The sequence below is a fragment of the Nitrosomonas aestuarii genome, from assembly GCF_003046585.1.
Lineage (GTDB): Bacteria > Pseudomonadota > Gammaproteobacteria > Burkholderiales > Nitrosomonadaceae > Nitrosomonas > Nitrosomonas aestuarii.
Map to the genome: position 1 here is coordinate 116,313 of NZ_QAAE01000004.1, position 25,214 is coordinate 141,526.

25 protein-coding genes and 1 tRNA gene are annotated in these 25,214 nt (G+C 42.5%); 7 read left to right on the forward strand and 19 right to left on the reverse strand.

Annotated features, from left to right (window positions below; translation table 11 throughout):
• Nucleotide 1 precedes the first annotated feature (1 nt).
• Nucleotides 2-283: a hypothetical protein gene (locus C8R11_RS05135; protein WP_146159078.1), complete on the forward strand. Its 282-nt coding sequence runs from the start codon at nucleotides 2-4 to the stop codon at nucleotides 281-283.
• A gap of 536 nt (nucleotides 284-819) precedes the next feature.
• Here C8R11_RS05135 and C8R11_RS05145 read toward each other — a convergent pair.
• The 5 genes from C8R11_RS05145 to C8R11_RS05165 all read right to left on the reverse strand — a co-directional run bounded on the left by C8R11_RS05145 (nucleotide 820) and on the right by C8R11_RS05165 (nucleotide 4,538).
• Nucleotides 820-1,698, reverse strand: a complete 879-nt coding sequence (locus C8R11_RS05145) for a hypothetical protein (protein ID WP_107794767.1) — start codon at nucleotides 1,696-1,698, stop codon at nucleotides 820-822.
• Between the two features lie 101 nt (nucleotides 1,699-1,799).
• Nucleotides 1,800-2,216, reverse strand: coding sequence for a DUF4019 domain-containing protein (locus C8R11_RS05150; protein WP_107794768.1), 417 nt, complete (start codon nucleotides 2,214-2,216; stop codon nucleotides 1,800-1,802).
• Between the two features lie 59 nt (nucleotides 2,217-2,275).
• Nucleotides 2,276-3,355 carry a tRNA 2-thiouridine(34) synthase MnmA gene (gene mnmA / locus C8R11_RS05155; protein ID WP_107794769.1) on the reverse strand — a complete coding sequence of 360 codons (1,080 nt, stop codon included), beginning with the start codon at nucleotides 3,353-3,355 and terminating at the stop codon, nucleotides 2,276-2,278.
• Nucleotides 3,356-3,359: 4 nt separating this feature from the next.
• Nucleotides 3,360-3,812, reverse strand: coding sequence for an NUDIX hydrolase (locus tag C8R11_RS05160; protein WP_090701350.1), 453 nt, complete (start codon nucleotides 3,810-3,812; stop codon nucleotides 3,360-3,362).
• A gap of 45 nt (nucleotides 3,813-3,857) precedes the next feature.
• Nucleotides 3,858-4,538, reverse strand: a complete 681-nt coding sequence (locus tag C8R11_RS05165; RefSeq protein ID WP_090701352.1) for a DUF6629 family protein — start codon at nucleotides 4,536-4,538, stop codon at nucleotides 3,858-3,860.
• Between the two features lie 456 nt (nucleotides 4,539-4,994).
• On the opposite strand from C8R11_RS05165, the gene C8R11_RS05170 reads away from it, so the two are divergent.
• From C8R11_RS05170 to C8R11_RS05180, 3 genes are all read left to right on the forward strand, one after another.
• Nucleotides 4,995-5,249 carry a hypothetical protein gene (locus tag C8R11_RS05170; RefSeq protein WP_090701355.1) on the forward strand — a complete coding sequence of 85 codons (255 nt, stop codon included), beginning with the start codon at nucleotides 4,995-4,997 and terminating at the stop codon, nucleotides 5,247-5,249.
• A 292-nt stretch (nucleotides 5,250-5,541) separates the two neighbouring features.
• Nucleotides 5,542-5,967: a rhodanese-like domain-containing protein gene (locus C8R11_RS05175; RefSeq protein WP_181258165.1), complete on the forward strand. Its 426-nt coding sequence runs from the start codon at nucleotides 5,542-5,544 to the stop codon at nucleotides 5,965-5,967.
• A 354-nt stretch (nucleotides 5,968-6,321) separates the two neighbouring features.
• Nucleotides 6,322-7,284 (forward strand): L,D-transpeptidase family protein, encoded by a 963-nt coding sequence (locus tag C8R11_RS05180; RefSeq protein ID WP_107794863.1) that lies wholly within the window; start codon nucleotides 6,322-6,324, stop codon nucleotides 7,282-7,284.
• 573 nt (nucleotides 7,285-7,857) lie between these two features.
• Here the strand turns inward: C8R11_RS05180 and C8R11_RS05185 are convergent.
• From C8R11_RS05185 to C8R11_RS05250, 14 genes are all read right to left on the reverse strand, one after another.
• Nucleotides 7,858-9,126, reverse strand: a complete 1,269-nt coding sequence (locus tag C8R11_RS05185) for an MgtC/SapB family protein (RefSeq protein ID WP_107794771.1) — start codon at nucleotides 9,124-9,126, stop codon at nucleotides 7,858-7,860.
• A gap of 7 nt (nucleotides 9,127-9,133) precedes the next feature.
• The gene (recJ, locus tag C8R11_RS05190; RefSeq protein ID WP_107794772.1) at nucleotides 9,134-10,909 is read right to left on the reverse strand and encodes a single-stranded-DNA-specific exonuclease RecJ; all 1,776 of its coding nucleotides are present in this window, start codon (nucleotides 10,907-10,909) and stop codon (nucleotides 9,134-9,136) included.
• 77 nt (nucleotides 10,910-10,986) lie between these two features.
• Nucleotides 10,987-11,829 carry a CorC family transporter gene (locus C8R11_RS05195; RefSeq protein ID WP_090699490.1) on the reverse strand — a complete coding sequence of 281 codons (843 nt, stop codon included), beginning with the start codon at nucleotides 11,827-11,829 and terminating at the stop codon, nucleotides 10,987-10,989.
• A gap of 60 nt (nucleotides 11,830-11,889) precedes the next feature.
• On the reverse strand, nucleotides 11,890-12,357 hold the full coding sequence (gene ybeY, locus C8R11_RS05200) for an rRNA maturation RNase YbeY (protein ID WP_107794864.1): 468 nt from the start codon (nucleotides 12,355-12,357) through the stop codon (nucleotides 11,890-11,892).
• Between the two features lie 27 nt (nucleotides 12,358-12,384).
• Nucleotides 12,385-13,377 (reverse strand): PhoH family protein, encoded by a 993-nt coding sequence (locus C8R11_RS05205; protein WP_107794773.1) that lies wholly within the window; start codon nucleotides 13,375-13,377, stop codon nucleotides 12,385-12,387.
• 71 nt (nucleotides 13,378-13,448) lie between these two features.
• Nucleotides 13,449-14,777 carry a tRNA (N6-isopentenyl adenosine(37)-C2)-methylthiotransferase MiaB gene (gene miaB, locus C8R11_RS05210; RefSeq protein ID WP_090699495.1) on the reverse strand — a complete coding sequence of 443 codons (1,329 nt, stop codon included), beginning with the start codon at nucleotides 14,775-14,777 and terminating at the stop codon, nucleotides 13,449-13,451.
• A 41-nt stretch (nucleotides 14,778-14,818) separates the two neighbouring features.
• Nucleotides 14,819-15,169: a hypothetical protein gene (locus tag C8R11_RS05215; protein ID WP_107794774.1), complete on the reverse strand. Its 351-nt coding sequence runs from the start codon at nucleotides 15,167-15,169 to the stop codon at nucleotides 14,819-14,821.
• 57 nt (nucleotides 15,170-15,226) lie between these two features.
• Nucleotides 15,227-15,302, reverse strand: a tRNA-Met gene (locus C8R11_RS05220).
• Between the two features lie 139 nt (nucleotides 15,303-15,441).
• On the reverse strand, nucleotides 15,442-17,253 hold the full coding sequence (gene typA / locus C8R11_RS05225; RefSeq protein ID WP_107794775.1) for a translational GTPase TypA: 1,812 nt from the start codon (nucleotides 17,251-17,253) through the stop codon (nucleotides 15,442-15,444).
• A gap of 246 nt (nucleotides 17,254-17,499) precedes the next feature.
• Entirely contained in the window at nucleotides 17,500-18,528 is a 1,029-nt protein-coding gene (locus C8R11_RS05230; protein WP_107794776.1) for a polysaccharide deacetylase family protein, read from the reverse strand.
• Nucleotides 18,529-18,680: 152 nt separating this feature from the next.
• Nucleotides 18,681-19,403: a glutaminyl-peptide cyclotransferase gene (locus tag C8R11_RS05235; protein ID WP_107794777.1), complete on the reverse strand. Its 723-nt coding sequence runs from the start codon at nucleotides 19,401-19,403 to the stop codon at nucleotides 18,681-18,683.
• 8 nt (nucleotides 19,404-19,411) lie between these two features.
• The gene (locus C8R11_RS05240) at nucleotides 19,412-20,557 is read right to left on the reverse strand and encodes a GNAT family N-acetyltransferase (protein ID WP_107794778.1); all 1,146 of its coding nucleotides are present in this window, start codon (nucleotides 20,555-20,557) and stop codon (nucleotides 19,412-19,414) included.
• Between the two features lie 234 nt (nucleotides 20,558-20,791).
• Nucleotides 20,792-21,709, reverse strand: a complete 918-nt coding sequence (locus tag C8R11_RS05245; RefSeq protein WP_146159079.1) for a hypothetical protein — start codon at nucleotides 21,707-21,709, stop codon at nucleotides 20,792-20,794.
• A gap of 241 nt (nucleotides 21,710-21,950) precedes the next feature.
• Nucleotides 21,951-22,586 carry a tetratricopeptide repeat protein gene (locus tag C8R11_RS05250; protein WP_244907551.1) on the reverse strand — a complete coding sequence of 212 codons (636 nt, stop codon included), beginning with the start codon at nucleotides 22,584-22,586 and terminating at the stop codon, nucleotides 21,951-21,953.
• A gap of 146 nt (nucleotides 22,587-22,732) precedes the next feature.
• Here C8R11_RS05250 and msrB point away from each other — a divergent pair, with 146 nt between their 5' ends.
• The 3 genes from msrB (at nucleotide 22,733) to C8R11_RS05265 (ending at nucleotide 25,078) form a co-directional block, all read left to right on the forward strand.
• Entirely contained in the window at nucleotides 22,733-23,197 is a 465-nt protein-coding gene (gene msrB / locus C8R11_RS05255; protein ID WP_107794780.1) for a peptide-methionine (R)-S-oxide reductase MsrB, read from the forward strand.
• 12 nt (nucleotides 23,198-23,209) lie between these two features.
• A complete protein-coding gene (nhaC, locus tag C8R11_RS05260; RefSeq protein ID WP_107794781.1) occupies nucleotides 23,210-24,652 on the forward strand; it encodes a Na+/H+ antiporter NhaC in 1,443 nt (480 codons plus the stop codon).
• 228 nt (nucleotides 24,653-24,880) lie between these two features.
• Entirely contained in the window at nucleotides 24,881-25,078 is a 198-nt protein-coding gene (locus C8R11_RS05265; protein ID WP_107794782.1) for a hypothetical protein, read from the forward strand.
• The last annotated feature ends 136 nt before the right edge of the window (nucleotides 25,079-25,214 follow it).

The following is a 25,214-nucleotide window of genomic DNA, read 5'->3' on the forward strand; positions in this document are numbered from 1 at the left end:
CATGCAACCAACTGTAGTCATGAATCATCACCGTCAAACAGCGATCATCGTGGCGAAAAGTGGCAAAAAGCTTCAAATCATCAAATTAGGTAAAGGGCGGCTAACAGTGGCTTCGTTGTCAGCGGCCGAAATTGAAAAACAAGGGTATAAAGTCAGTCATTATTCACCTGATCAGGCTGCCCGATCTTATCTCGAACATGGAGCCGGTGTCAGCAAACGCGCCAGGAAACATCTGGAAGAAATCAGCAGACATAAATTTTCAGACACTCTGACGCTGACATAATGAATTTCAAATACTCTGTTCAAAATATGATTTCGACAAGCATATTTGAATTTTTATTACCAAATTTCACGCTTATTGTCGCAAATCAGAAAGGACTATTTCTTATACATCAACCTTTTAACCACTGTCCCGCCGTCTGCGTTTTAATATAAGTCGAATTTTATATGAGCATATTGCTGTAAATGGAATAGTAGCGCCAGCTCACGCACTTCTTCATACCTTTCAAGGCTTATTCAATCGCTCCCAAGTTTTATAAATATTTGATGAAAACATACTTAAATCGCCCTTTCTTATTGCCAGTCTTTTCTATATCGGGACTATCGGAAAATGGCTTTCTGAGAAAAAATAAATTTTCAACATATTGATTAATTGATATTTTAATCTCATTAAGTCGCTGCTTTTCCCATTTTCCGACAGCCCCATATCGTAAAAACAAAACAAATTGGTATTGCAATATGCGCATCCGGTTGGTAGCGGTGAATAGCGTTATTATGATTACACTGCGTCACGGAGCACGTGGACTCAATAAACTATGATCAAAAGCTTGTACCAAGGCCGGTAGATGATACAAAGTTACCGTTCAAATTAACCCATGTTTCACCAGTGAATGCATCGAAGATACTGCCTGCATCAGTGGCGAAGCAATCAGGTACTTGCTGGCTGGTGCTTGAGGAAACGGTAGAAACAGTAACCGGGGGATTAATGGTTATTCCAAATCCACTTGGAATTGTTGAAAGCTGGTTGGTCATATCGAAACAAATGTCGCTGTTCACGACAAGATTGGTTGCATCTACCGGAGCGTTGATAATACAACTGGATGTATTTTGTGCAAGCGAATCAAATGGGTTCGGAATGCCCGGCAGATCGATGATAATGCCGGTTGTTTGGAAAGTAGTGATATTGAATGTACTCAAAATGGAAATACCGGTTGGCTCAACTGGCGCGGGCGGCTCACAGAAATTGGTATTCCCTGTGTCTGGAATCAGAATACATTGACCGTTTGTGGTGATATTGACTACATTACCACTTTGGGTAATAACCATATCAGGTGGAATACCCGCAGTATCACGGCATGCAGGGACAGTTCCATTCCCTCCGGAACCTTGTATCTGAGCCAGCACATCTGGCAGTGTACCGACAAATGTTGGACTTTCGGTTCCCCAAGGACCACCTAACACAAAAACGTCATTATTTTTGACCCCAGCGTAGACACCCGTTGACGGATAAAACCTGAACGCCCAAGGATCAATCATCTGTGTAGCTTGATGATTTGGAAACAGTTCTGGAAAACTGGATTCCGCCCAGTTAAATACTGTTTCGATTTCGTTAGTCGTCGCGGCAGAAACCGGATTGAAACTACACAACAAAACGAACAAATAAAATGATGAGATCAAAGACCTGATGCAATGTTTCATGATACCTCCTTTTTTATTATTACAGTCCGTGATAATCCAACGGACAACCTGCACTCAGCGCGCGGAAATAAAAATCCAAACTCAGAATCGAGCTTCAAATTTCACTTAATAACGTAATCCGCAACACGCCATGAGTTATCTTTTTCTTTAGCCAGTGTAATGGTTTCCATTGCCAACCCCTTGTGCTTAAATGTTGTGTAAAACTGGACAACAACATATTCCCCTTTGGGAAATCCCGACAACCCTTGACTATAGCCGGCCGATGCGATATATCTGGCCTCCATTGATCCAAGTGGTTTCTTGATAGCATCAATAGCTTTGACCCAGTCAGATTCAGGCCACTTTTTCTGGAAATGCGAAGAAGCTTTTTTCCAACCTTTTGTATAGAGACCTTCGTCAGTTAACGCAAGCCATGAACGCGCACTGCTTTCAACCTTATCGAGAATATCCTGTTCGGCCGTATAGGCAAAAGTTGCGCAGAAAAGTAATACTGACAGCACGATAAATTGTTTTATCATCTTAACACCCTAAATTATGAAACTTGGATTCCAATATATGCAAAAATAATCCAACTATTTTATTCAGCAATGATCCCGCCACCAAGACAAACCATACTCTCGTAAATTACGACTGATTGTCCCGGTGTTACAGCCCACTGATTCTCGGCAAAGTCAATCTGACATTGATCATTAATAAAGCGCTCAATAGTGCAAGGCGCATCTTTCTGCCGATACCGGGTTTTTGCAGCATAAACCCAATTGCAACGCGGCCTTTCACCACTTATCCAGGTTAAGTGAGTTGCCTTGAGTGAAGGTTGCAGCAAGCTGGGGTGGTCGTGTCCTTGCACGACAATTAATATATTTTCAGCCAGATTCTTGTCACATACAAACCAGGGTTCGTCACTCCCGTCACATGTACCACCGATACCTAAACCTTGTCGTTGTCCGATCGTGTAATACATCAACCCCACATGTTTACCCACCACCTTGCCTTCACGCGTTTGTATCTCACCTGGTTGATGCGGCAGGTAGCGACTCAAGAATTCCCTGAATGGACGCTCCCCGATAAAACAGATACCGGTACTATCTTTCTTGGAGAAATTGGGCAACTTTAAATCCCGGGCTATGTTGCGTACTTCGCGCTTATATAGATGTCCAATCGGAAATAATGTATTGGCCAGCTGCGTCTGATTCAGACGATAAAGAAAATAACTTTGATCTTTGGTGCCGTCCTCACCTTTGAGTAACTGGAATTTACCATTAAATTCCCGTACCTGTGCGTAGTGTCCAGTTGCTATATAATCTGCGCCAAGTTGATAGGCATGATCCAGAAATGCTTTGAACTTGATTTCGGCATTACACAGCACATCGGGATTGGGCGTGCGTCCGACCTGATATTCAGACAGGAAATTTGAAAAAACACGATCTTTATATTCAGTTGAAAAATTGACTGCCTCAATGGGTATATCCAGAATATCTGCAACCGAAACTGCATCCAGAAAGTCTTGCCGGGAAGAACAATACGAATCGGTATCATCGTCCTCCCAGTTCTTCATGAACAAACCGATCACATCATAACCCTGTTGCTTGAGCAAATACGCCGCCACGGACGAATCCACACCACCCGACATGCCGACAACTACACGTTTATTTTTCATTACCTCAATTATAATGCGTCAGAACTTCCAATGGGTATCGCTTACCTGCACAAAAATCCTGTATGCATTGGTTTACGAGCGGACTGCGATGACGCATAGTCAATGCTTCAATCTGCGGCATATCATGCCAATCCGCATTAACAATACATGCCTCTCTTACATAGTCCTGATCAAAATCTGTGACGCAACCCGAAAAAGCAAAACGCAGATAAGTCGTATCATTATTAGTGGAATGCCAGTGATAGACGCCCAGCAGCCACTCCGGAACAAATGTATAGCCAGTCTCTTCCAGTGTTTCTCTGATAACGGCATGAATCAGAGACTCGCCTGCTTCCAGATGTCCCGCAGGCTGATTAAATAATGTCATAGCGCCGGGAGATTCCCGTTCTTCAACCAACAAAAAACTCCCCTCCTCCTCAACAACTGCAGCTACCGTTACATTTGGTTTCCAGATCATAATTTCACATGTGTCATTTGATTAAAAAATTGACTATTTGTTTATTTAATAGTGTACCGTTTTTTGTTTCTCCAAACAGATAAACATATAGAGCATGTAACAAGACAAAATGGCGGCAAAGAAACACCATACGGAAATAAATGTCTTAGCAGACAAAAGCGCTACCAACAAGACAGACAACGCAATAATGATGCCGAAATAACGTAAATATTTCTCCGATGAAAATAACAGCGGCACCAGAATCACTAACACATAAGCGCCACGCACCGTTATACGTGGCACAAAATCATCCAGCAACAATGTTAGTTCGTATGAAATGGAATGTTCTATTAAAGACACTGACATCCAATCAGCAAACATCAAAACGGGAAGATACATAACCAGACCAAACAATCCACCCATAACCGTTATTATAAAAAACAATTGTTTCTTATTTTCTGCGCTTTCTATTTTATAACATGAATACGGTATCCAGAATAACCAAAAAAAATGAGAAAAAAACACAAAGCTTAAGGCGGGTATTCGTATCAATCCGGCATCGCCTGTTTCCAGTATCAACCAGAGCCACCCTTCTATAGCTTGCTGCACACCAAAAATCAAGGGATAGAGCGCAAACGGCCAATAGGCTTGATAACACCTACTCCTGTATGATTCGTTCAAACAATAAACACCCACCGGCACCAGCGCTGCAGATACCGTAAAACTGGCAGTAGCGGAAAAACACATGTCAATTACCCATAATTAAAGTTATAAACCTTATATAGCTGATCATTCTAATTTTTTACAGGCAATTAATGAATCATGAGCAGGTTATAATTTATTTCAGTCTCACTTTACTTTAAACAAGACTATGCCTAGACTGTAATTAAGTGGAATGTTAATATTGCAATTGCTAATTAAATAAGTAATATAGACAGTCGTGTAATAACTTGACCAAGTCATTTGTCATGTACTTTTTTGTATTGCAACCATAACCATAAATACTTAAGGTAAGTATTAAGATTAATGCTTTTATCAATTTAAAAGCCGCTGTTTGTTAATAATCACGGTTCAGGCCAAGGTAACATACGCAACTTGCCCGAATCAAATCTTACTATTTACTTGGTTATGGTTTTTTCTGGAATGAATTTCCGGGCAAGATAAAATGATTTTAAAAACCCAATCAAGGAGAGAGGAACTAAAATGAAAAAACTTGTAATCGCCGCATTTGCTTCGATATTTATTTTTGGCTCAACAACCACAATGGCTAGCGGAAATCTGGAATCTTCGCTTACACCTATCAGTGCCGGGGACATTCTCAATTGGATGAACTGTAGAGATAAAAAAGCATCTGATTCTGTTAAAAGCATGACCAAAACAGCAAACGGTAAAATTGTCGTTGTAAAATGTGCTGATGCAAACAAGATTGTTGCTGATGCACAAGCCACAAGCAAATAATTTGTTTCTTTTGGGTCTATAGTTATATAGACCCAACTCTTATTCACCCACTCGTGCAAAATTATTTTCAATGTTCTAAATAGAACATTCGTTCGTTCGCGCCCCGCAACCTAGAAATTCCGGTAATAACTACGCTATCTAGTTCGTATTTATTATATCCTTCTGTAAATTATCTTTTTCGAGACATATTTTTTATCATCAGCATATGCGACTGTTAAAATATTTTTTAGGATTCTGTTTACTTGGATTCATCAGTTTTGCTGCAGCATGCTATATTTCGCCTAAAATTTTTGTGGAAACAGCGTATGCACTGGTAAAATTGGAATTCGATGATTTGCCCGAAATCTCCAGTCAATCATTATATGCATTATCCAGCGATGAGGATTCAGACCATATCATTGTCGATGTACGCACACTGGAAGAACGTCAAGTTTCCATAATACCCGGCGCCATCGATGAGACACATTTTGAACGTAATCTCTCTGGATACCAAAATAAAAAGATTATCGTCTATTGCACCATTGGATATCGCAGTGGCTACTATACCCAGTCACTCCGGCAGAAGGGGCTTGATGCATATAACTTGAGCGCGGGCATTCTTGGATGGACACATATCAATGGTCGCTTATTCAACTCGCAAGGAAAGGCGACCAAGCGCGTACACATCTACAGCCGCCCCTGGGATCTTGCTCTAAAGAACTATATAGCTGTTTATTAACAGACTGTTAATGCTAAAATAGGTCTACAGATGCCACGCTCCAGCTATCTGTGAGAATAACGCGCTTTTTCTATCGTACACCTGCAGAAAATCAAACGGACATTTATCCCCAAAAGTTTCATTACAAATCATGTGTATTTACCTGTTTCAAACAAAAAATTTCGGTTATTATTTCAGCTGTAACTGAAACTCCATCAACTTAGAAATGACGCGGTATCTATGGTCGTCCGATGAGTTATATTTTAGCACCACTGGTCGCGGCAAGTTTCGCCAGTAACGCTGAAAAGTTACCTGAACGCATCATTTCTAAGTTGATGGAGTACTAACATTCAATCAATGGGTACAACATGGCTTATGCATAGATTTTTTCTATTTCTTTTCGCCATTTCCAATGGTATTTCTTTTTCATCAATCCACGCTGAAACATGGATACTGCCGCCAGCGGATATTGATATTTTTGGCCAAATACGTACAACACAAGCTGGCCGCACTGATACATTACTGGATATCGCTCGCTTGTATGATATTGGCCAGACTGAAATCGTACTGGCCAATCCCACTGTAGATCGCTGGATGCCAGACGACGGCTCAGAAGTAATACTGCCCAGCCGACATATTTTTCCTCGGGCTGAACGCAAGGGACTGGTGTTAAACTTGCCGGAAATGCGGTTATATTACTTCCCCGAACCTAAAAATGGTGAAAAACCGATAGTGATGACTTTTCCAATGGGCATCGGCAGAATGGACTGGGAAACACCTTTGGGCATATCAAAGATCATTGAAAAAAAGAAAGATCCAACCTGGACACCGCCGGAATCCATCAAGAAACACCGAATTGCCAATGGTGAACCACCGCTGCCCGATGTCGTTCCACCCGGACCCGATAATCCGTTGGGTCGTCACGCCATGCGGCTAAGCATCGGCAAGGGCAGCTATCTTATCCATGGAACAGCCAAGCCTTACGGCGTCGGTATGCGCGTGTCATCTGGCTGTATTCGCCTGTACCCCGAAGATATTGAAAACTTATTCGATAAAGTGCCACTCGGAACGCAGGTAAATATCGTCAATCAACCCATCAAGTTAGGTTGGTTACTCAATCAATTGTATATTGAACTACACCCGCCACTTGAAGAAGAAAATGTAAAAAATGCAGACTACAAACAGATAGTCATCGCCACCATTAATGATTTCCTTGCAGAAAAAAACAGTCAAAAAAACATGACTGTTGATTTTGAAATCAACCATCAAGCTTTGGAACAGGCTATATCAGATAAAAGTGGCATGCCCATTTTAATATCGCGCATTCAAACTCAGTAAAACACAAAACCATATTGGCAACATTTTAAAGCAACCATTCCCCCAGAAAATAAATCCATTTTTCTAATACTATTTCTACTCGAGACGATCATCTCAATGACACAAGTCATTATCGTTTACAACAGATTCTATATTTGAGGATAAATTGGATACATTTGTGATTGAGTCAAGCGAGTCACTACTGTTGCTTGAAAACCGAACAAGAAATAGTCTTCTGCGCGCGGTTTGAATATATAGTCAGAATAAAAAACGGGCTGTTTTCAACAGTCCGTTGGGAATAAAACCGGTTATTAACAGATCGACAAATTATTACCGCTTCAACTCTCACTTTCGTGATAATTGACAGGCTTCACAAAGCCGTACACGAAGCTATGAGGTTTGTATTCCCAACATAATAATTCTCCTCTAGATTTGTTTTTTGTAAACACTAACAATATAAAGTATCTAATGGATCCTTTTATGTTACTTCTACAGAAGGGGTTTCAAAACAACTTAAAAGTTCAATATTTTCAAAATTAATTTTCCAGGCTAGCCAATTTTGAAGTTTTAAATGAGTCTTTATCAAATAGTCTTTTAAATAAAAATCAGTAACGCCAGGCCGATGCCACCTGCCGTAGTCAACATGCCCGTGGCGCAACGTCTTGCAATCAGCGCATTGCCGATAAAATAAATCAGCCCAAGTTTAAAAGCAATATTGGACATGATGCCTAGAGAAATAGCGGTGACTGTCTCAGCCGCTTCTAGCTTGCCCAGTTCAAATAAACGCAAACTCGTCAGAGTAATGGCATCAACATCGGTCAAACCAGACACAAGCGCTACAGCATACAAGCCACGGCTCCCGGCAACATCCGATAACCACGCCGCACAGAACAACACAATGGCATAAAGCAAACCAAAACCCGCAGCAGTCCGTAACTCGGTTGGATTTTTAATTTCAGGAATCGGAATATTGTCATGTTGACTCAACTGGTGCCACCAATAAAATGTTGCACCGACACCGAATAACAGGCCGCCCCCTAACACCGGTAACAGCTGCGGCAGAATTTCGGATGAAACAACCGCACTGACAATTGCAAGACGTATTAAAACAGTCAAATTTGCAATCAAAATAACAACAATCGCAAGTTGGGTGAAATACTGATTATTTTTGCTAAGTCTGGTGTAGACAAGGGTAGCAGCGGTACTCGATACCAGACCGCCAAGCAAACCCAACAAAACGGCACCATGACGTTCTCCCACCAGGCGTAGCGCTACATAGCCCGCCAGACTGACACCTGAAATCAGTACGACCATCATCCATATCTGATGAGGATTGATGGCCTGGTAAGGTCCAAATTCTTCATTCGGTAAAATAGGTAAGATGATAAAAGTTAATACCGAAAATTGCAGAATAGAAACCAGATCGCGTCGTCCCAGATTATGGGTAATGCCATGTAATTCTGTTTTGAAATACAGTAATACGGTGGTGATAATGGCCAACATGACCGCTAATTTGGTATCACCATACCAGACGGTAGCCCCCAAACCATAGCAGATAACAATCGCGGCGACTGTCGTAGTTCCAGGGTCAGTAGCACTGTCAACCTGGATACGCACATACGCCGCGATTGTCATTAAACCCACAATCAGCAAGCCACCTACTAAAAACCATGGCGCATTTGTTTTATCCGATAACATAGCAGCAAGTGTGCCAAACAAAGCAACCAAAGCGAATGTTCTCAGTCCCGCTCTGGCGTTCGGACTACGCTCACGTTCCAGACCGATAAGCAAGCCGATTGCCAAACTGGTGGCGAAATGCGGCAAATTAAAAAGTGCATTACCTTGCAGGAATTCGATATTCATGATGTGATCACATGACTGTTCTGCTGTCTGGTTGTGGCTCCGGTTGCGTCCAGTGCTCAATCAATAACTGAAGCCGCGATCTCCCATTAAATTCATTAATCTGCAATCGGTAAACAGCACTGATAACCTCGGGTAATGATTCATTGTAAAAAAACAAAATAGCGTCGTAGCTTGTTGCTGAAGAAGTGATTGTTTCGGAATTGTCAGAATTCAGTTTTTTAAGCTTCAGTTTTAAATGTTTCTCACCCACAATACGCTGACTTTCAATATAAAACAAAGCATTGAAGGTAGGTTGAGGAAATCCTTGTCCCCAGACCTGCCGCGCGAGAAGATGCGCCAGTTCCATATTGATCTCTGATTCGTTCAGATCACCGTCTGTTTCTATTACACGCGTCAAGTGCGCATCGGTCAGTAGCAATTGTGCAACTTCCTCGAATGCTTCGCAAAATTGAACAAAACTGTCAGTATGTATCGTCAAACCGGCTGCAGCGGCATGCCCTCCAAATTTCTGGATGAGTGTCGGATAGCGTTTGGAGACAAGATCCAATGCATCACGCAAATGAAAACCCGGAATGGAACGTCCGGAGCCTTTCATTTCACCCGCATTACCTGGTGCAAAAATAATGACTGGACGATGGTATTTATCTTTGATACGCGACGCCAGAATGCCAATAACACCCTGATGCCAGCAGTGATCAAACAAGCAAATACTGTAAGCTGCTTGAATTTGAGCTTTCTCCGCATCCAGCGTATTTTCCAGTTTGGATAGCGCACTCTCCTGCATGTCCGATTCGATTTCACGGCGCTGAACATTGAGTGTATCCAGTTGCTGCGCGATCTGCTCGGCGCAGGCGACATCATCAGTCAGCAAACACTCAATTCCCAGCGACATATCATCAAGACGTCCGGCTGCATTCAATCTGGGCCCCAGTATAAAACCCAGATCGTATGTGGAGGTTTGTTGCGGATTGCGCCTCGCAACTTTAAGAAGCGCATTGATCCCGGCGCATGCGTGTCCTTTTTGAATGCGCTTTAAGCCCTGCTGCACCAGGATGCGATTATTGTCATCCAACTTAACCACATCGGCTACCGTACCGAGCGCAACCAAATCCAGGTAACTGGCAAGATTGGGTTCTTTTTTGTTCTGAAACACACCACGTTGACGAAATTCGGCCCGCAAAGCCAGCATTAAATAGAAAACCACTCCGACACCGGCAATACTTTTACTTGGAAACAAGCAATCCGGTTGATTGGGATTAATGATAGCTGCTGCGTCAGGCAATTCGTCGCCTGGTAAATGATGGTCAGTAATCAGTACTTGCATACCCAGCGTTGTTGCCGCTTGAACACCATCCATACTGGCGATTCCATTATCCACCGTAATGAGTATATCGGGTTGTTTAGTTGAATGCGCAAGACGCACGATTTCCGGCGTTAAGCCATAGCCATATTCAAAACGATTGGGAACCAGGTAGTCTACATTGGCACCCATTTTGCGCAATATCCGTATGCCGACTGCGCAGGCTGTCGCACCATCTGAATCGTAATCAGCCACAATGAGCAAACGCTTGCCGGTATCAATGGCATCTGCCAGCAAACCGGCCATTTGTTTTATATTCTTGATTTGATCAAATGGAATGAGACGCGTCAGTTCCGTTTCAAGCTGTCCCGAGTTCTCAATACCACGTGCAGCATAGATACGGGCCAGTACAGGTGGAAACCCACAACGATGCAATGCTTCAAATGCTTGAGAATCAAATGTGCGCGTGGTTATTTTGGGCATTAGCCGAATTTTACACAAAACTTTCAACACTCACAGGCGCATGTAATCAATTACCTGTTTAGATGAACGAGATGATTTTAGGCGCGTCCAGACTCAGATTCGATTCTTTCAGCTTTCAGTATATATAGTCTGCGGCTGTCAGCGCGCAATACAGTAAACTTAAGGTTATCAATGACAACTGACTCATCACGGGTTGGTAATCTTCCAAATTTGTTGAGCACGAGTCCACCGATTGTATCATAGTCATCATCACTGAAATTGGCGCCCAAGGCCTCGTTGAAATTATCAATTTCTGTGATAGCTTTGATTCGATAACTGCCTTCTTTTTCCAGCACAATGTTATCCTCATCCTCATCGAAATCATACTCATCCTCGATTTCACCCACAATCTGCTCGAGTACATCTTCAATGGTGATCAAACCCGCCACACCGCCATATTCATTAACTACAATAGCAATATGGTTTCTATTTTTTCGAAAATCTTTCAACAACACATTAAGTTGCTTGGACTCGGGGATAAAAACAGCAGGGCGCAACATGTCACGTATATTGAATTCTTCTTCGCCGGCATAATAACGCAGCAAATCCTTCGCCAGCATAATGCCAATAATATTGTCCTCACACCCTTCCGTAACAGGAAAACGTGAATGCGCGGTTTCGATTACAAAGGGAATAAATTTATCAGGTGTTTCACTGATATCAATGACATCCATTTGAGAGCGTGGAACCATAATATCGCGCGCCTGCATTTCCGATACCTGCATGACGCCTTCAATCATGCTAAGCGCGTCCGAATCGAGCAAATTACGTTCAAAAGCGGAATGTAATAAAGTAATAAGCTGTTTACGATCTTCGGGTTCGCGCAAGAGCATCGTGCTGACACGCTCAAGCCAACCCGTTTTAAGTGATGGGTCGTCCATACTGATTGATATATGACTGAATAAAGTACATTTAAGATGATATTATTAAAGCGTTAGACATTAACCTAATGTCAGTGCTTCGCAAGACGCGATATAGGGATCCTCAAAACCCAGCCTGGTAAGAATATGGGTTTCTTTCTTTTCCATGATTGTCGCCTCGTCATCGCTCACATGGTCGTAGCCTTGCAAATGTAATAAACCATGCACTGTCAAATGTGCATAATGCGCCATCAATGCTTTATGCTGCTGACGCGCTTCATTTTCAATGACTTCTGCGCATAGCACAATATCACCAGACAATGGATCCGTATCGTCATAAACAAAGGTCAACACGTTGGTGGCATAGTTTTTACCGCGATAATCGTGATTTAAAGTGCGCCCTTCAGACTTTTCCACGATACGAATCACAATTTCGGCTTCCTGTTCTAAAGCCAATTTAACCCAGCGCCGAAACTGCGAGCGCGTAGGGAACGCTGCTGATTCCGCGTTCACCGCATATTGTATGGCGAGTTTAAAAGAATGCTCCATCATATTCACGTTACTACAAGACACAGTTTATTCGCTATTTTGCTTCAGTTGATCATGCTTTTCATAAGCATCCACGATGCGTTGCACAAGCGGATGTCTAACCACGTCTTCAGACTCGAAATGCGTGAAAGCAATACCGCGTATGTTCTTGAGCACGTGTTTCACTTCTGTCAAACCACTTTTTTGATGCTTGGGCAAATCAATCTGCGTAATATCCCCTGTGATCACAGCTTTTGACCCAAACCCAATGCGCGTCAAAAACATTTTCATTTGTTCTGGTGTGGTATTTTGCGCTTCATCCAGAATAATAAATGATTGATTTAAAGTACGACCGCGCATAAAAGCAAGTGGTGCTATTTCAATAGCCTGACGATCAAACTGTTTACTGGTTTTGTCAAATCCCATCAGATCATAAAGTGCATCGTAGAGAGGGCGCAAATACGGATCGACTTTCTGCGTCATGTCGCCCGGAAGAAAACCCAGACGCTCCCCTGCTTCAACTGCGGGCCGCACCAAAACCAAGCGTGTAACCAGCCCTCTCTCTAGTGCATCAACGGCGCTGGCGACTGCCAAATAAGTTTTCCCGGTACCTGCAGGACCGATGGCAAACGTAATATCATGATTCTGAATTTGCTGCAGATATTGAGTCTGCCGTTGTGTACGGCCACATAGACTGGCACGACGCGTCATTAACGATGGTGAAGCATTTTCCACCGCAGACAACTCATTAGTAATCTGTGTATCCGCTTTTGTTGGATTTTTAGCTTCGATAAGACCTAATTGTATCTGTTCAAGACTCAGATGATGTCGTGATTGATTATAGAAACGACGTAAAACTTGCGCAGCAAGCTGTGCCTGGTCTGATTCGCCACGCAAGCTGAAATGTTCACCACGCCGGGAAATTGTAACATCAAGTGCTGTTTCAACCTGTTTCAGATTCTCGTCAAGTGCGCCGCACAAATTTGCCAGCCTTTGATTATCTGCGGGAGTAAATGAAATCTCTATGGGTTTGGGTTTCAATGTAGGGTGTTACTGTTAAGATGTACCGATTTTCTCAGCAGTAGGAAAACTTTGCAAGCAAAATACAAGTTTTATGCATCAAATATTTCACCGCGCAATGAATGCGATAATGCATCAGTAATCTGAACATGAATAAATTGACCGATCAGAGCTTTGTCTCCAGCGAAATTGACAACACGATTATTATCGGTACGGCCAAAAATCTCAGCAGAATTTTTCTTGGAAATACCTTCAACCAGTATGCGCTGCTTACTACCAACCATACGCTGACTGATTTTGCGCGATTGTTGATTAATTTGTGCTTGCAATCGTTGTAACCGCTCAAGTTTAACTGCCTGCGGTGTATCATCGGGCAAGTCCGCTGCCGGCGTACCCGGACGCGCACTATAGACAAAACTGAAAGATTCGTCAAAATTCATTTCTTCGACCAGCTTCAATGTTGCTTCAAAATCAGCTTCTGTTTCCCCCGGAAAACCGATAATGAAATCAGAAGAAAGTGAAATTTCCGGTCGAATGATCTTAAGTCTGCGAATAATTGATTTGTATTCAAACACACTGTACCCACGTTTCATCGCCGCCAAAACGCGGTCTGAACCCGACTGTACTGGTAGGTGCAAATGATTTACAAGCTTGGGCAATGTACCATAGGCCTCAATCAGTCGTGTTGTGAATTCCTTCGGATGAGATGTTGTATAACGGATACGCTCAATGCCGGGTATTTCGTGAATATATTCGACCAACAAGGCAAAGTCGGCTATTTCGCCATCATCCATCACACCCAGGTAGGCATTGACGTTCTGCCCAAGCAACGTAATTTCCTTAACACCTTGGTCTGCCAGTACAGCAATTTCCGTCAACACATCAACAATAGGCCTGGAAACTTCTTCACCGCGTGTGTAAGGTACTACACAAAAACTGCAGTATTTGCTGCAACCTTCCATGATTGAAACAAAAGCAGTTGCGCCTTCGGTACGTGCCGGCGGCAAATGATCAAATTTTTCTATTTCAGGGAATGTAATATCGATTTGGGATTTTCCAGTAACTTTGCGTGCCTCAATTAATTGCGGTAATCGATGCAGCGTTTGCGGTCCAAAAACGATATCTACAAACGGCGCACGGCGAACAATTGATTTACCTTCCTGACTGGCCACGCATCCACCGACACCGATCAATAAATTTGGATTCCCAGCTTTAAGATGTTTGACTCGACCGAGATCATGAAAAACTTTTTCCTGCGCTTTTTCACGCACCGAACAGGTATTGAACAAAATTACATCCGCCTGCGCCGGATCATCGGTTGGCTCCATGCCATGAGCGGCATAGAGCACATCGGCCATTTTGTCCGAATCATACTCGTTCATCTGGCAACCAAAGGTTTTGATATAAAGTTTGTTATTCACGGAAAAAACAAATAAAAAGATTGTATATGATTTTTTGTCGTCTATTTTGATTGCTTGCGTACTTTTTCTTCTTCCTTAGCTGACTTGATTTCTTCCGGGGTCAAAAACCAAATTCGATACACTAGACCCATGCTGTCAATCTGATAACGGATATAACCGGTTTGATTCAACATTGTCGGTATGATAAAAAGATTATTGGCATCTCTGACTTGCACACCGGCACCCATCACCATCGTTTCTTTGTCTATCTTGATTTGTGGATAAGCATGTGATTTCAATTGGCCAAATTTACTTTCCATTGGGAAATTTCTCACAAGCTGAGCATTGCCATAACCGATCACACCGACAAGCATGACCATTAAAATGCACTGCAACATCTGCCTTTTTTTCATGATGTTAAGAATACTCAGTCAAACAAACATTCAAACAGACAAGGAAATTATAATTGATGGTGGCGAATCAGGGATTTGAACCCCGGACCAACGGATTATGATTCCGCTGCTCTAACCACTGAGCTAATTCGCCACATGTAAAGACAAGAGGCAGCATTTTGCCCTTGAGTAGTTGGCTTGTCAAGATCAAAAACTTGAACTGACAAGGGCTTATATGCTACATGTCTCTATTCTAACAATTTTTTAACAGCTCATATGAAGAACCGATCGACTCACGCCGCCACACGCGAAGCACGCTTACGCTCATGTTCTAACAGCAGGCGCTTACGGATACGTATGGTCTTAGGTGTGATTTCAACCAATTCATCATCCGCAATAAACTCAATAGCTGACTCCAATGTCAGTTGTATCGGTGGTGTCAGCGTAACAGCTTCATCCGTACCGGATGCACGGAAGTTCGTCAGCTGCTTACCTTTGATAGGATTGACAACCAGATCATTATCCCGGCTGTGAATACCGATTACCATACCCTCATATAACCGGTCTCCCGGGCTTACAAACATACGGCCACGTTCTTGCAACTTCCATAAAGCATACGCAACCGCTTCGCCGTGTTCCCCCGAAATCAACACCCCGTTCCTCCGCGGTGGAATGTCTGAGCGCATTGGCGCGAATTCATCAAATACATGACTGATCAGACCAGTACCGCGGGTCATGGTCAGGAATTCCGACTGAAAACCGATCAAACCACGCGCCGGGATACGATAATCCAGCCGTACCCGCCCTTTTCCATCCGAAACCATATCCAGCAGATCACCACGCCGCGCCCCCAATGCTTCCATTACAGTGCCCTGGCTGGTGTCCTCTACATCAACCGTCAGCATTTCAAACGGTTCACATTTTTCACCGTTAATTTCGCGCACCACAACACTGGGGCGCGATACCGCCAGTTCATAACCTTCACGGCGCATATTTTCCAATAAAATAGTCAAGTGCAATTCACCGCGTCCGGAAACCAGAAATGAATCGGTATCGCTGGTTTCCTCCATGCGTAGAGCCACATTAGTCAACAATTCCTTTTCAATCCGTTCGCGCAACTGACGGCTGGTAACAAACTTACCTTCCTGCCCGGCAAAAGGCGAAGTATTAACCTGAAATGTCATCGTCAGCGTCGGCTCATCAACCATACTGATTGGCAAAGCTTCAGGACGATCAACGTCAGCCAGAGTGGTCCCGATACTGAGTTCTTCTATACCATTTATCAATACAATGTCACCGGCAAGCGCCTCTCGCATTTGTTCGCGCTCAAGACCCCGGAAACAGAGCACCTGATTTACTTTCTTTTTAGCTAACTTATCACCCGTCATCACCATTACCTCCTGACCGGGCTTCAACTTGCCGCGTCGAATACGTCCGACACCGATACGCCCTACAAAACTGGAGTAATCCAGCGTACTGATCTGTAGCTGTAACGGTTCGTCTGGATTACCCTCAGGCGCATGAACTTGTTTGACAATTGTTTCAAATAACGGACGCATATCGTCACTGGGTTGATTATAATCCAGCGACGCGTAACCATTCAGAGCGGACGCGTACACAACCGAAAAATCAAGCTGTTTGTCATTTGCGCCCAATTTATCGAATAAATCAAATGTTTGATCGACCACCCAATCAGGACGCGCACCTGGCCGGTCAATCTTGTTTACCACGACAATAGGGCACAGCCCCAGTGCCAGTGCTTTTTTGGTGACAAAACGCGTTTGCGGCATCGGCCCCTCAACCGCGTCGACCAGCAACAACACTCCATCCACCATCGACAACACACGCTCCACTTCTCCGCCAAAATCCGCGTGCCCCGGTGTATCTACAATATTGATATGGATACCCTCATAATCAATGGCGCAATTTTTGGACAAAATAGTAATACCGCGTTCTTTTTCGATATCGTTTGAATCCATGACGCGTTCGGATACCTGCTGATGCGATGCAAATGTGCCGGCCTGGTGTAAAAGTTTATCAACCAGCGTGGTTTTGCCATGATCAACGTGCGCGATAATGGCGATATTACGAATAGGGCGAGACATAAAAAATAATTCCTCAGAAATGTGCTGTTAAGACGATGCCGATGGGGGCAGTATTATACCATCCGATTGTTAATAAAGCCAATTTGTCCTCAACCATGTTACCGAAACAAGTCATCATGTTAGAAATAGCGGGTGGAAAACAACCAGCATCAATGCTAAGCGTTACAACGTTAGTTGAATATAAAGTACCTTCTATCTACCTAAACAGGATCTCGAAACAATCTGACAAAAAATTACCCCACCCTGTTAAGCAAACAAACGCTTAAATTTATTTCTTATCTCTCGAGTCAATTCCAGGAATCCTGACATTTCTCCCTCAAATTCCAATTGAGAAACCTGCTGGCCATCTAAAATCCTGTTCAATTCGAACAAATTTGTCTCAGATGTTACCAAGCCGGTGTCGCATAGCGTTCCTGAAACAACGGCATTAGCTTTTAGATAACGCCGCACTTCAGGACTATGAACGCCACTTGGATAACAGAAATGTACCAGTGATGAAGTTACATATGACTCAAGTTTCTTCCTGTTGATTGAAATTTCATCAACAATTTTTTCAGGTGCATCAATATCGACATGATGCGTATGTGTATGCAACTGAATATCTAAACCTCGCTGATCTGCTTTTTGTATTTCGTCGAATGACATCAGACCGAACTGACGCGATTCAAGAATAGATTCATAGTCAAAACCAAGTGCAACAGTAATGTCACGACAAAATTCTTCTGCCTGAAAGCTATCAAGCGTATGTAATTTCATCAGAACATCTGACAAAGCCTCTTGTTTTTTTGAGGCACTACTGATATCAACACAAATGTTTGAATCCATATTGATTGAATCAGTTTTTAATATTGCTTTGTTGCTTAATTGGAAAATTGCAGAGATTAATATGTGGAACAAAGGTTTTTGTGATTCAACGGCTTCCGTATATACATACAATGTTGCAGGAAAAGATTTCTGTTCTAAAACAGGCAGCATATATTTATACGTGCCGTACCAACCATCATCGATCGTAATCACTACGGAGTAGGGAGTCGTCTTCCTTTGCCGAAGATCATCAACTGCTTTGCCAAGCGATATAATTGAATACTTTGATTGCTCCAGCCATGACATGCGCGCGTGGAATTTTTCGGGATCCATATATAAAAAATTCCCAAAGTGGTCATCTAAAAACCATATCCCGTGATAACCCAGTATTCTAATTCGGTTTCTTGTAAGCCAACTTGCTATTTCAAATAATCCTAAAATTTTTGCAATAAACAAAATTGTCTGTTTCATATTTAATTTTCAAAGCCCATCATGCGCAACTATATTCATGATAGTTGCAAATAAAACCTGTTTCCAGTATCCGATGCATACTTAATCCAAGCTCTTCGAGCGCCTCATCTATCACCGCAGTCAGGCCTGTAGCACCTAAAGCCCGAGTACTTTTATGGCGAGATTCGAACTTTAAACAATAATGGCCAACGCTTTCCTGTTAGAAAGAATGTATCGGTTGCTTTATCATACGCGACCCCATTAAACACATTATCAGCACCTTGCGGTTTTGCAAGCTGAATGAGTTCTGAACCATCAATAAGCCTTGCAATGGTTCCATTTACGAGTTCTATTTCATAGAGAAACCTGTCCCCGAGCCGATGAACCAACAAGCGATCACGAGCATATTCCAAGTCGTTGAGCCAACGCAATGGCAACCATTTACGCCGAACCATAACAGTTTTGATTAAATCAAAATTCTGATTACGGAATATTAATTCACTGCCACCATTCGTCATTACATAACCATCATCAATTGCAGTCAGCCCCCATCCCTCACCTGCGAACGACCATTCGTCAAGTTTAGAAAAATCTGCAAGGTCATACACAATTGCAACACCTGATTGCCACGTAAGTTGAACAATACGTCCTTCTTGAATCGCTATGCCCTCTCCCCAGTGGCCAGATAGCGCTTTCAACGATTCAATTTTACCTGTACCGGGATCAAGGCGGCGTAAACTGGAAGCATCATCTGTGCCCGTGCTTTCGTATAACATGCCCTGTGAAAATGCCAGACCCTGGGTAAAAGCTTTAGTATCATGCGGCAGCACCTCGATAATTTCGGGCTTCACCACATCTAATCCAGTATTTAGCAGCTTCTGAGTAAACTTACTCATCACACATTTCAATTCGATGGTTTACGCCTGACAAACGACTTGACAATGTTACGCATCCAGTGATCAAGTTTTCGAAAACCCAGCTTTAGCATAACTATGCGCCCTTTCAAACCCTCAGGACGAATAAAAGTCAGCCCCCAGCGTTCACGGCGATTCTGCACCCATATTTCCTTATATGCGTCATCATCAACACCAAAATCAATACTGCGGACATGATCAACATTAATCAGATGTTCAATCATAGTTAGAATTGCGATAGAACCAACTGAAAGTTTCTGAAAATCACCTACGTATGCCGTCCGAATCATAATTGCTCTAGATCCACAGACCACAGCAAATTCAAGGGCGGCAGGCTTTCCGTCAACATTCACGAGACAAAAACGCAAACTCTTTTGATACGCACACGCCACCAATAGTCCTTCAGCAAATTTTGGATAAAAATCAGACTCTTTCCAACTCAGATCGTAAATAACACGATATGCATCCAGGATTTGCGGAAGATCATTTTCACCCGTCATTATCTTGACGCTCATACGATCTTCTTTGGTAAATTTTCTTAGTTTGCGTTGAAAATTCTTCAGCGCTTTTTGTGATGATTTATCGCGACTGGACAGATAATCTGCAAAAGTAAGTGCATTCAAATTTTCAAACCAATTCCCTTTATAGAAATAGCGATGAGTACGAAAACCTTCTGTTTCAAATGCCACCGCAAGGCTTTCATATATCCTGGACTGAGGATCCATGAGATTCAAATCAATAAAATAACAGGACTTAAACTCCACAGCTATGCCATGCGCCAAACACCGGCTTGCGGCAACAAGGTCGGCTTCGCTCAGGTCAGCAGTCAAGGGTGCGTAATAACTACTTTGAAAATTCGTCAAACTTGCCAAGGAACCTTCTTTGAGATTCCATTGAGCATATACTGAGCCATTCTGACTAGCCGGCTCACGCGCCACCAGCATTAACAACGCTTGACAATTTTCGTCATCCTCAACAACAAAAATACGACATTGATCAGTTGTGGCAAAAGAAGTATTCAACAAATTTTCGAACCAATATCTAGTGAGATAGAGGCTGATTTGCTTTTGTCGCTCAAAAAAGGAATCGTAACGTGGGGGTAATTCGGTAAAGTGCGTATAGGAAACAAATTTCATGGGTGGCAAAGATCACAGTAAGTTACGACACGAATGATTATACCCTTCATTTTGCACACCATACCAGCGATCAATCTTTACACTATTTTTCTTGGCTAATTTCACGAATCACCATTAATTTAATCGAAAACTTACAACCACTGCAAAACCACTACAGATAAACGGCAAGTTTTATTCCGGCTAAAATCAACCGTATTAAATGATCGTGTGTTCACGCAGTTTAAGATAGGAAGTTTAATCCATTTCCGCGTTAAAATGCATTGCCCAGTGCAACATATCTTTTCTTGACCAGACAAGCAGATATACCTGCGGCCGGTAGCGGCCTGAATCGTACAGTTCCTTTCTCTTACTCGAGAATTTAATCGCATCAGAAACTGCATAAGGATCCGTCCCGATTCGAAATATTTTTGCGCCATTGTCTTCTGGCACAGTACGCAAAAATGCTAACTCGGGAGAAATTATTTCTAACTGGGGATCAAACCACCAACTTGCACTGAACATGCCCGAAATTTCCGGATTATTTCTCAACAAATCAGCAATACGCGCATAGCAGAAGTTATATTCATTCTCTGAAAAGAATTTTATCAGCCTGCGATCCCAATGACTCTCATAATATGGTTTAAAACCCTTTGTTTTTGCAATAAAAAAGAAAGCAGCGCTCAAAAACTGAGAAATTCCTCCTTGTAAAAGTGTGCGCCTGGGGATACCCGACTGGAGATCAACAAGCTCGGAACCGCAAGGAAGCAGTTTCAATCGACATAAGCCAAGATCTTTTGCAAATAAATCATTCTCATGAAAATAAAAACCTTCGCGATTTTTTTGAACACCCTTTATGACGCGATCAAATTCCTGCAGTATCAGCCTTTGTATAGATGCAGGAATTCTCTGTTGCTTTTTTCTATCCCTGTAGCTATTTATTAATGAGACAAGCACGAGTCTATGGTATAAATCAAGACTATGCTTCCCAGATTTCAAAGCAATTCCTTGACAATACGACACTATCTCGTCAGAAATATAGCGATACCCATGAAAGGGAGCAATACGATCAAAAAATTCTATATAAACTTCAATGGGAAATTCTTTTAACAGCCCGGAATCAATTGCAGCAATGTCTTTTGTCAGAGTTTTATGAATATTTTCAATATTATGCAATAGTGCGCTATTGATTTCATGCTCAGGCACTGTACAGGTTTCTCCTTTACGGGTGAAAGTATATTTGCAAAAAAATTTTACAAGTGCGACAACCGCTATATTAACCTTGTCTTCAATTAGTTATAATCACCCACGCCGTCATAATTTTGTCCAAATCAGAAGTTTAATGACAACTCGCTAACCAGCTCGCCATGAATCTATAAACCATCAATTAACAAGTAGTCGCAGTTACTAAGCTTCGTTACCGCCATTTACCCAGCGCTATTAATTGTTTTTTGAGTCCTGGCAATGGAAAATCTTGTGCATAAGCTTTTTTTGCAAAATAAACCGCTTTATCATAGTCTTTCTTCTTCAAATAAAGAAGTCCCAGATTGTAGTGGATCGTTGGATTTTCCGGTTCAATATCTACAGCGAACAGCAATTGTTCCAAGGCCAAATCTACTTTGTTGATTCTAAGGAGATGGTTACTATAAATACTGCGCACCATGGCATCGTTTGGCTTAAAACGAACAGCCCGGTCAAAATAGCACAACGCTGAATAACGTGCGCCTTCCGGCTTGGGTGTTTTATCTCTTAGTGACAGCCTGCTCATTGCATTTAATGCACGATGATGATTCGGAAAAACTGCCAAAATAAAAGCCAGGTCACCTCCAATAAATGCAGTTGACTCACCCCCAATCAACTGCTCAACTTGTCTGGTAAAATGATGTGCCTCCACCATTTTTAACGTGTGCGTAATATTCGGATCCGTATAATCAAACGGCCCATTTGGATGCCACAAATCACCACAGATAGAAGACGCGAAAAGAATCTTTGCATTCAACAGGAAAATTAACCCGACCGCAATGGATAAAAATTTAATCTTTTGTATGTTCATAAGAATTGAAAACAATCGAGGCGCAACATTACTATCAAAAGTTCGGATAGAAACACTACAATAAATGAATATTAGTCTGACATAATCTTGCCATTAAAACCAACAAACTTACAACCATTAATTCATAAAAGACAAAACAACGCATTATGACCAAAATTTACACGGATTTCGAAAAAGACACATCTGAACTCAAACAGACACTCACCACTTTGCAGTACCAGGTCACGCAAAAAGCAGCTACTGAACCACCGTTTCAAAATGAATTCTGGAACAACAAGGAGGCGGGAATTTATGTGGACATTGTTTCAGGTGAACCGTTGTTTGCATCTATCCATAAATTTGATTCAGGTACCGGCTGGCCAAGTTTTTACCAGCCGATTGATGCGCAATTTATCCAGTTAAAAAGCGATTTGAAGTTATTGGCCCCACGCACAGAGGTTCGAAGTCGTTATGCGGACAGTCATCTGGGACATGTGTTTAACGATGGCCCGCCACCAACCGGGCTGCGTTATTGCATTAATTCTGCATCATTGCGATTCATACAAAAGGACAACTTGCATACAGCAGGCTACGGCAAATATGCCGCCCTCTTTGATAAAAATGATCAATAAGAAACAAAATTAATGGCCCCCAAAAAAACACCTGATAGCGAAACACAGTTAAATGCACTGCTAGCTGACAAGCGCCTGCCTTCATTAATTCATGCCGCTATTTGCTTTCTAGGCGTTTTTTCAATGATTTCAACGGGCCTGTTCATTTTTGAAGTCAGCCTGCACACAATCATTTTTCTTGCATTGATCTGGGTTACCATCCAGGCACTTTGGCTGGGACATACCTTTATTGCCATTCGGGATATGATGAATCAAGGCATCAGCAAAGCACTGCCCGCTATTTATATCTTTATGCTGATCGGCATGATCATCGCCAGTTATATGCAAAGCGGCACCATCGCAAGTTTGCTTTATTTCGGAATTGACTTGTTGAACCCGATGATTTTTCTCCCCGTCGGACTGGTTTTATGCAGTTTTATGTCTATAGCAACAGGCACCTCGTGGGGAACCGTCGGCACTGTCGGTGTCGTTCTGATGGGTATCGGTGAAACGATGGGCATCCCCTTGCCAATTGTGGCCGGCATGATTATTTCAGGCGCCACATTCGGCGACAAACTGTCACCGATATCCGATACCACGAACCTGGCGGCCATGAGTGCCGACACCCATCTCTATCGCCACATTCATTCCATGCTTTACACCACTACGCCGACATTCATAATTGTGCTTTGTCTGTTTATCCTGCTCGGCAGGCAGTATACCGACAACGTATTGCCCAGCGTGCATATTGAAGAAATCAGGCTTGCATTGGCGAACACTTATCATCTGAACCCGTTTATTACCTTGTTACCGTTAATTCTGATGTTCGGCCTGAGTATCAAACGGTATGCGCCGGAGGTCAGTATGTCCATGAGTATTTTACTCGCCATGCTGATCGCCGTCTTTTACCAGGAGAAAAATGGCATTGCTGTGCTGAACACCCTCTGGCTGAATACAGATGGCACAACTGGCATTGAAAATATTGATGCACTACTCGGGCGCGGCGGCATATATAGTATGGCATGGACATTAATGTTGTCGATTATGGCGCTCGCATTAGGCGGCATATTACATCATGCCGGGTTCCTGCGCGTTTTGCTGGTAAATATCATTGTACATGTCAAACGTATCAGCACTTTGATTGCAACCACCATTGCTGCAGGTTTTGCCAGCAATATCGCCATGGGTGAGGCCTATATATCCATAATCCTGAATTGCCAGCTATTTAAAGATTCGTATGTGGAGAAAGGTATGGATAGGGCTGTGCTGTCACGTTCCGTAGAGGAAGGTGCCACACTGACAACTGCGCTAATCCCCTGGACGACCACGGGTACTTTTTATGCCGCCACACTCGGCATAGCAACATTGGAATATGCGCCCTATGCATTGCTGAATTTGCTAAATCCACTGGTTTCCATTGCAATGGCATTGCTCGGCTTTGGTTTACTGCAAAATAAACGAGAAAAAACGAACTGAACAACCCGCACGCTGTTGACGGTTTAGACCAACATAAAATTTGTTTTATAATTGTTTCGATGCTTCCCGTGAAAGAATGCTGATCATTCTTGTAAGTTCGGTTTGTTTCAGTATATACTCCAAAACTGGCTGTTTTATTAAATCTTGTATGAAATATCAATAATAATAACAACTAGTTTTAATTTATTTATTCAACAAATAAATATTAGATAAATATTAGGAGAAGCAATGAAATTTTCAGTATTTTTAGCAGCATTACTTGCATTAGTCTTATCTGGTTGCGGCGGATTGTTTGACAGCGCTGATATGGGTGATCCAAACATGGTAGATCAGGAATGTGAATTTGGAATCGATGGCAATGGCAACTGTCTCGCAGAAGGTGCCGATCCTCGTCCATATGGTGGTGGCGGCAAACCAGGCCACTAATTTTAAATTTTAATAGCCAACAACTAACCTCGCCTATCTGAGGTAAACAAAACCGCCTGTCAAGGCGGTTTTTTTATTTCAGGACAACACAAAAGCATGCTCGCTGTTTCCGCTTAAAAATAATCTCTCAGCGTTG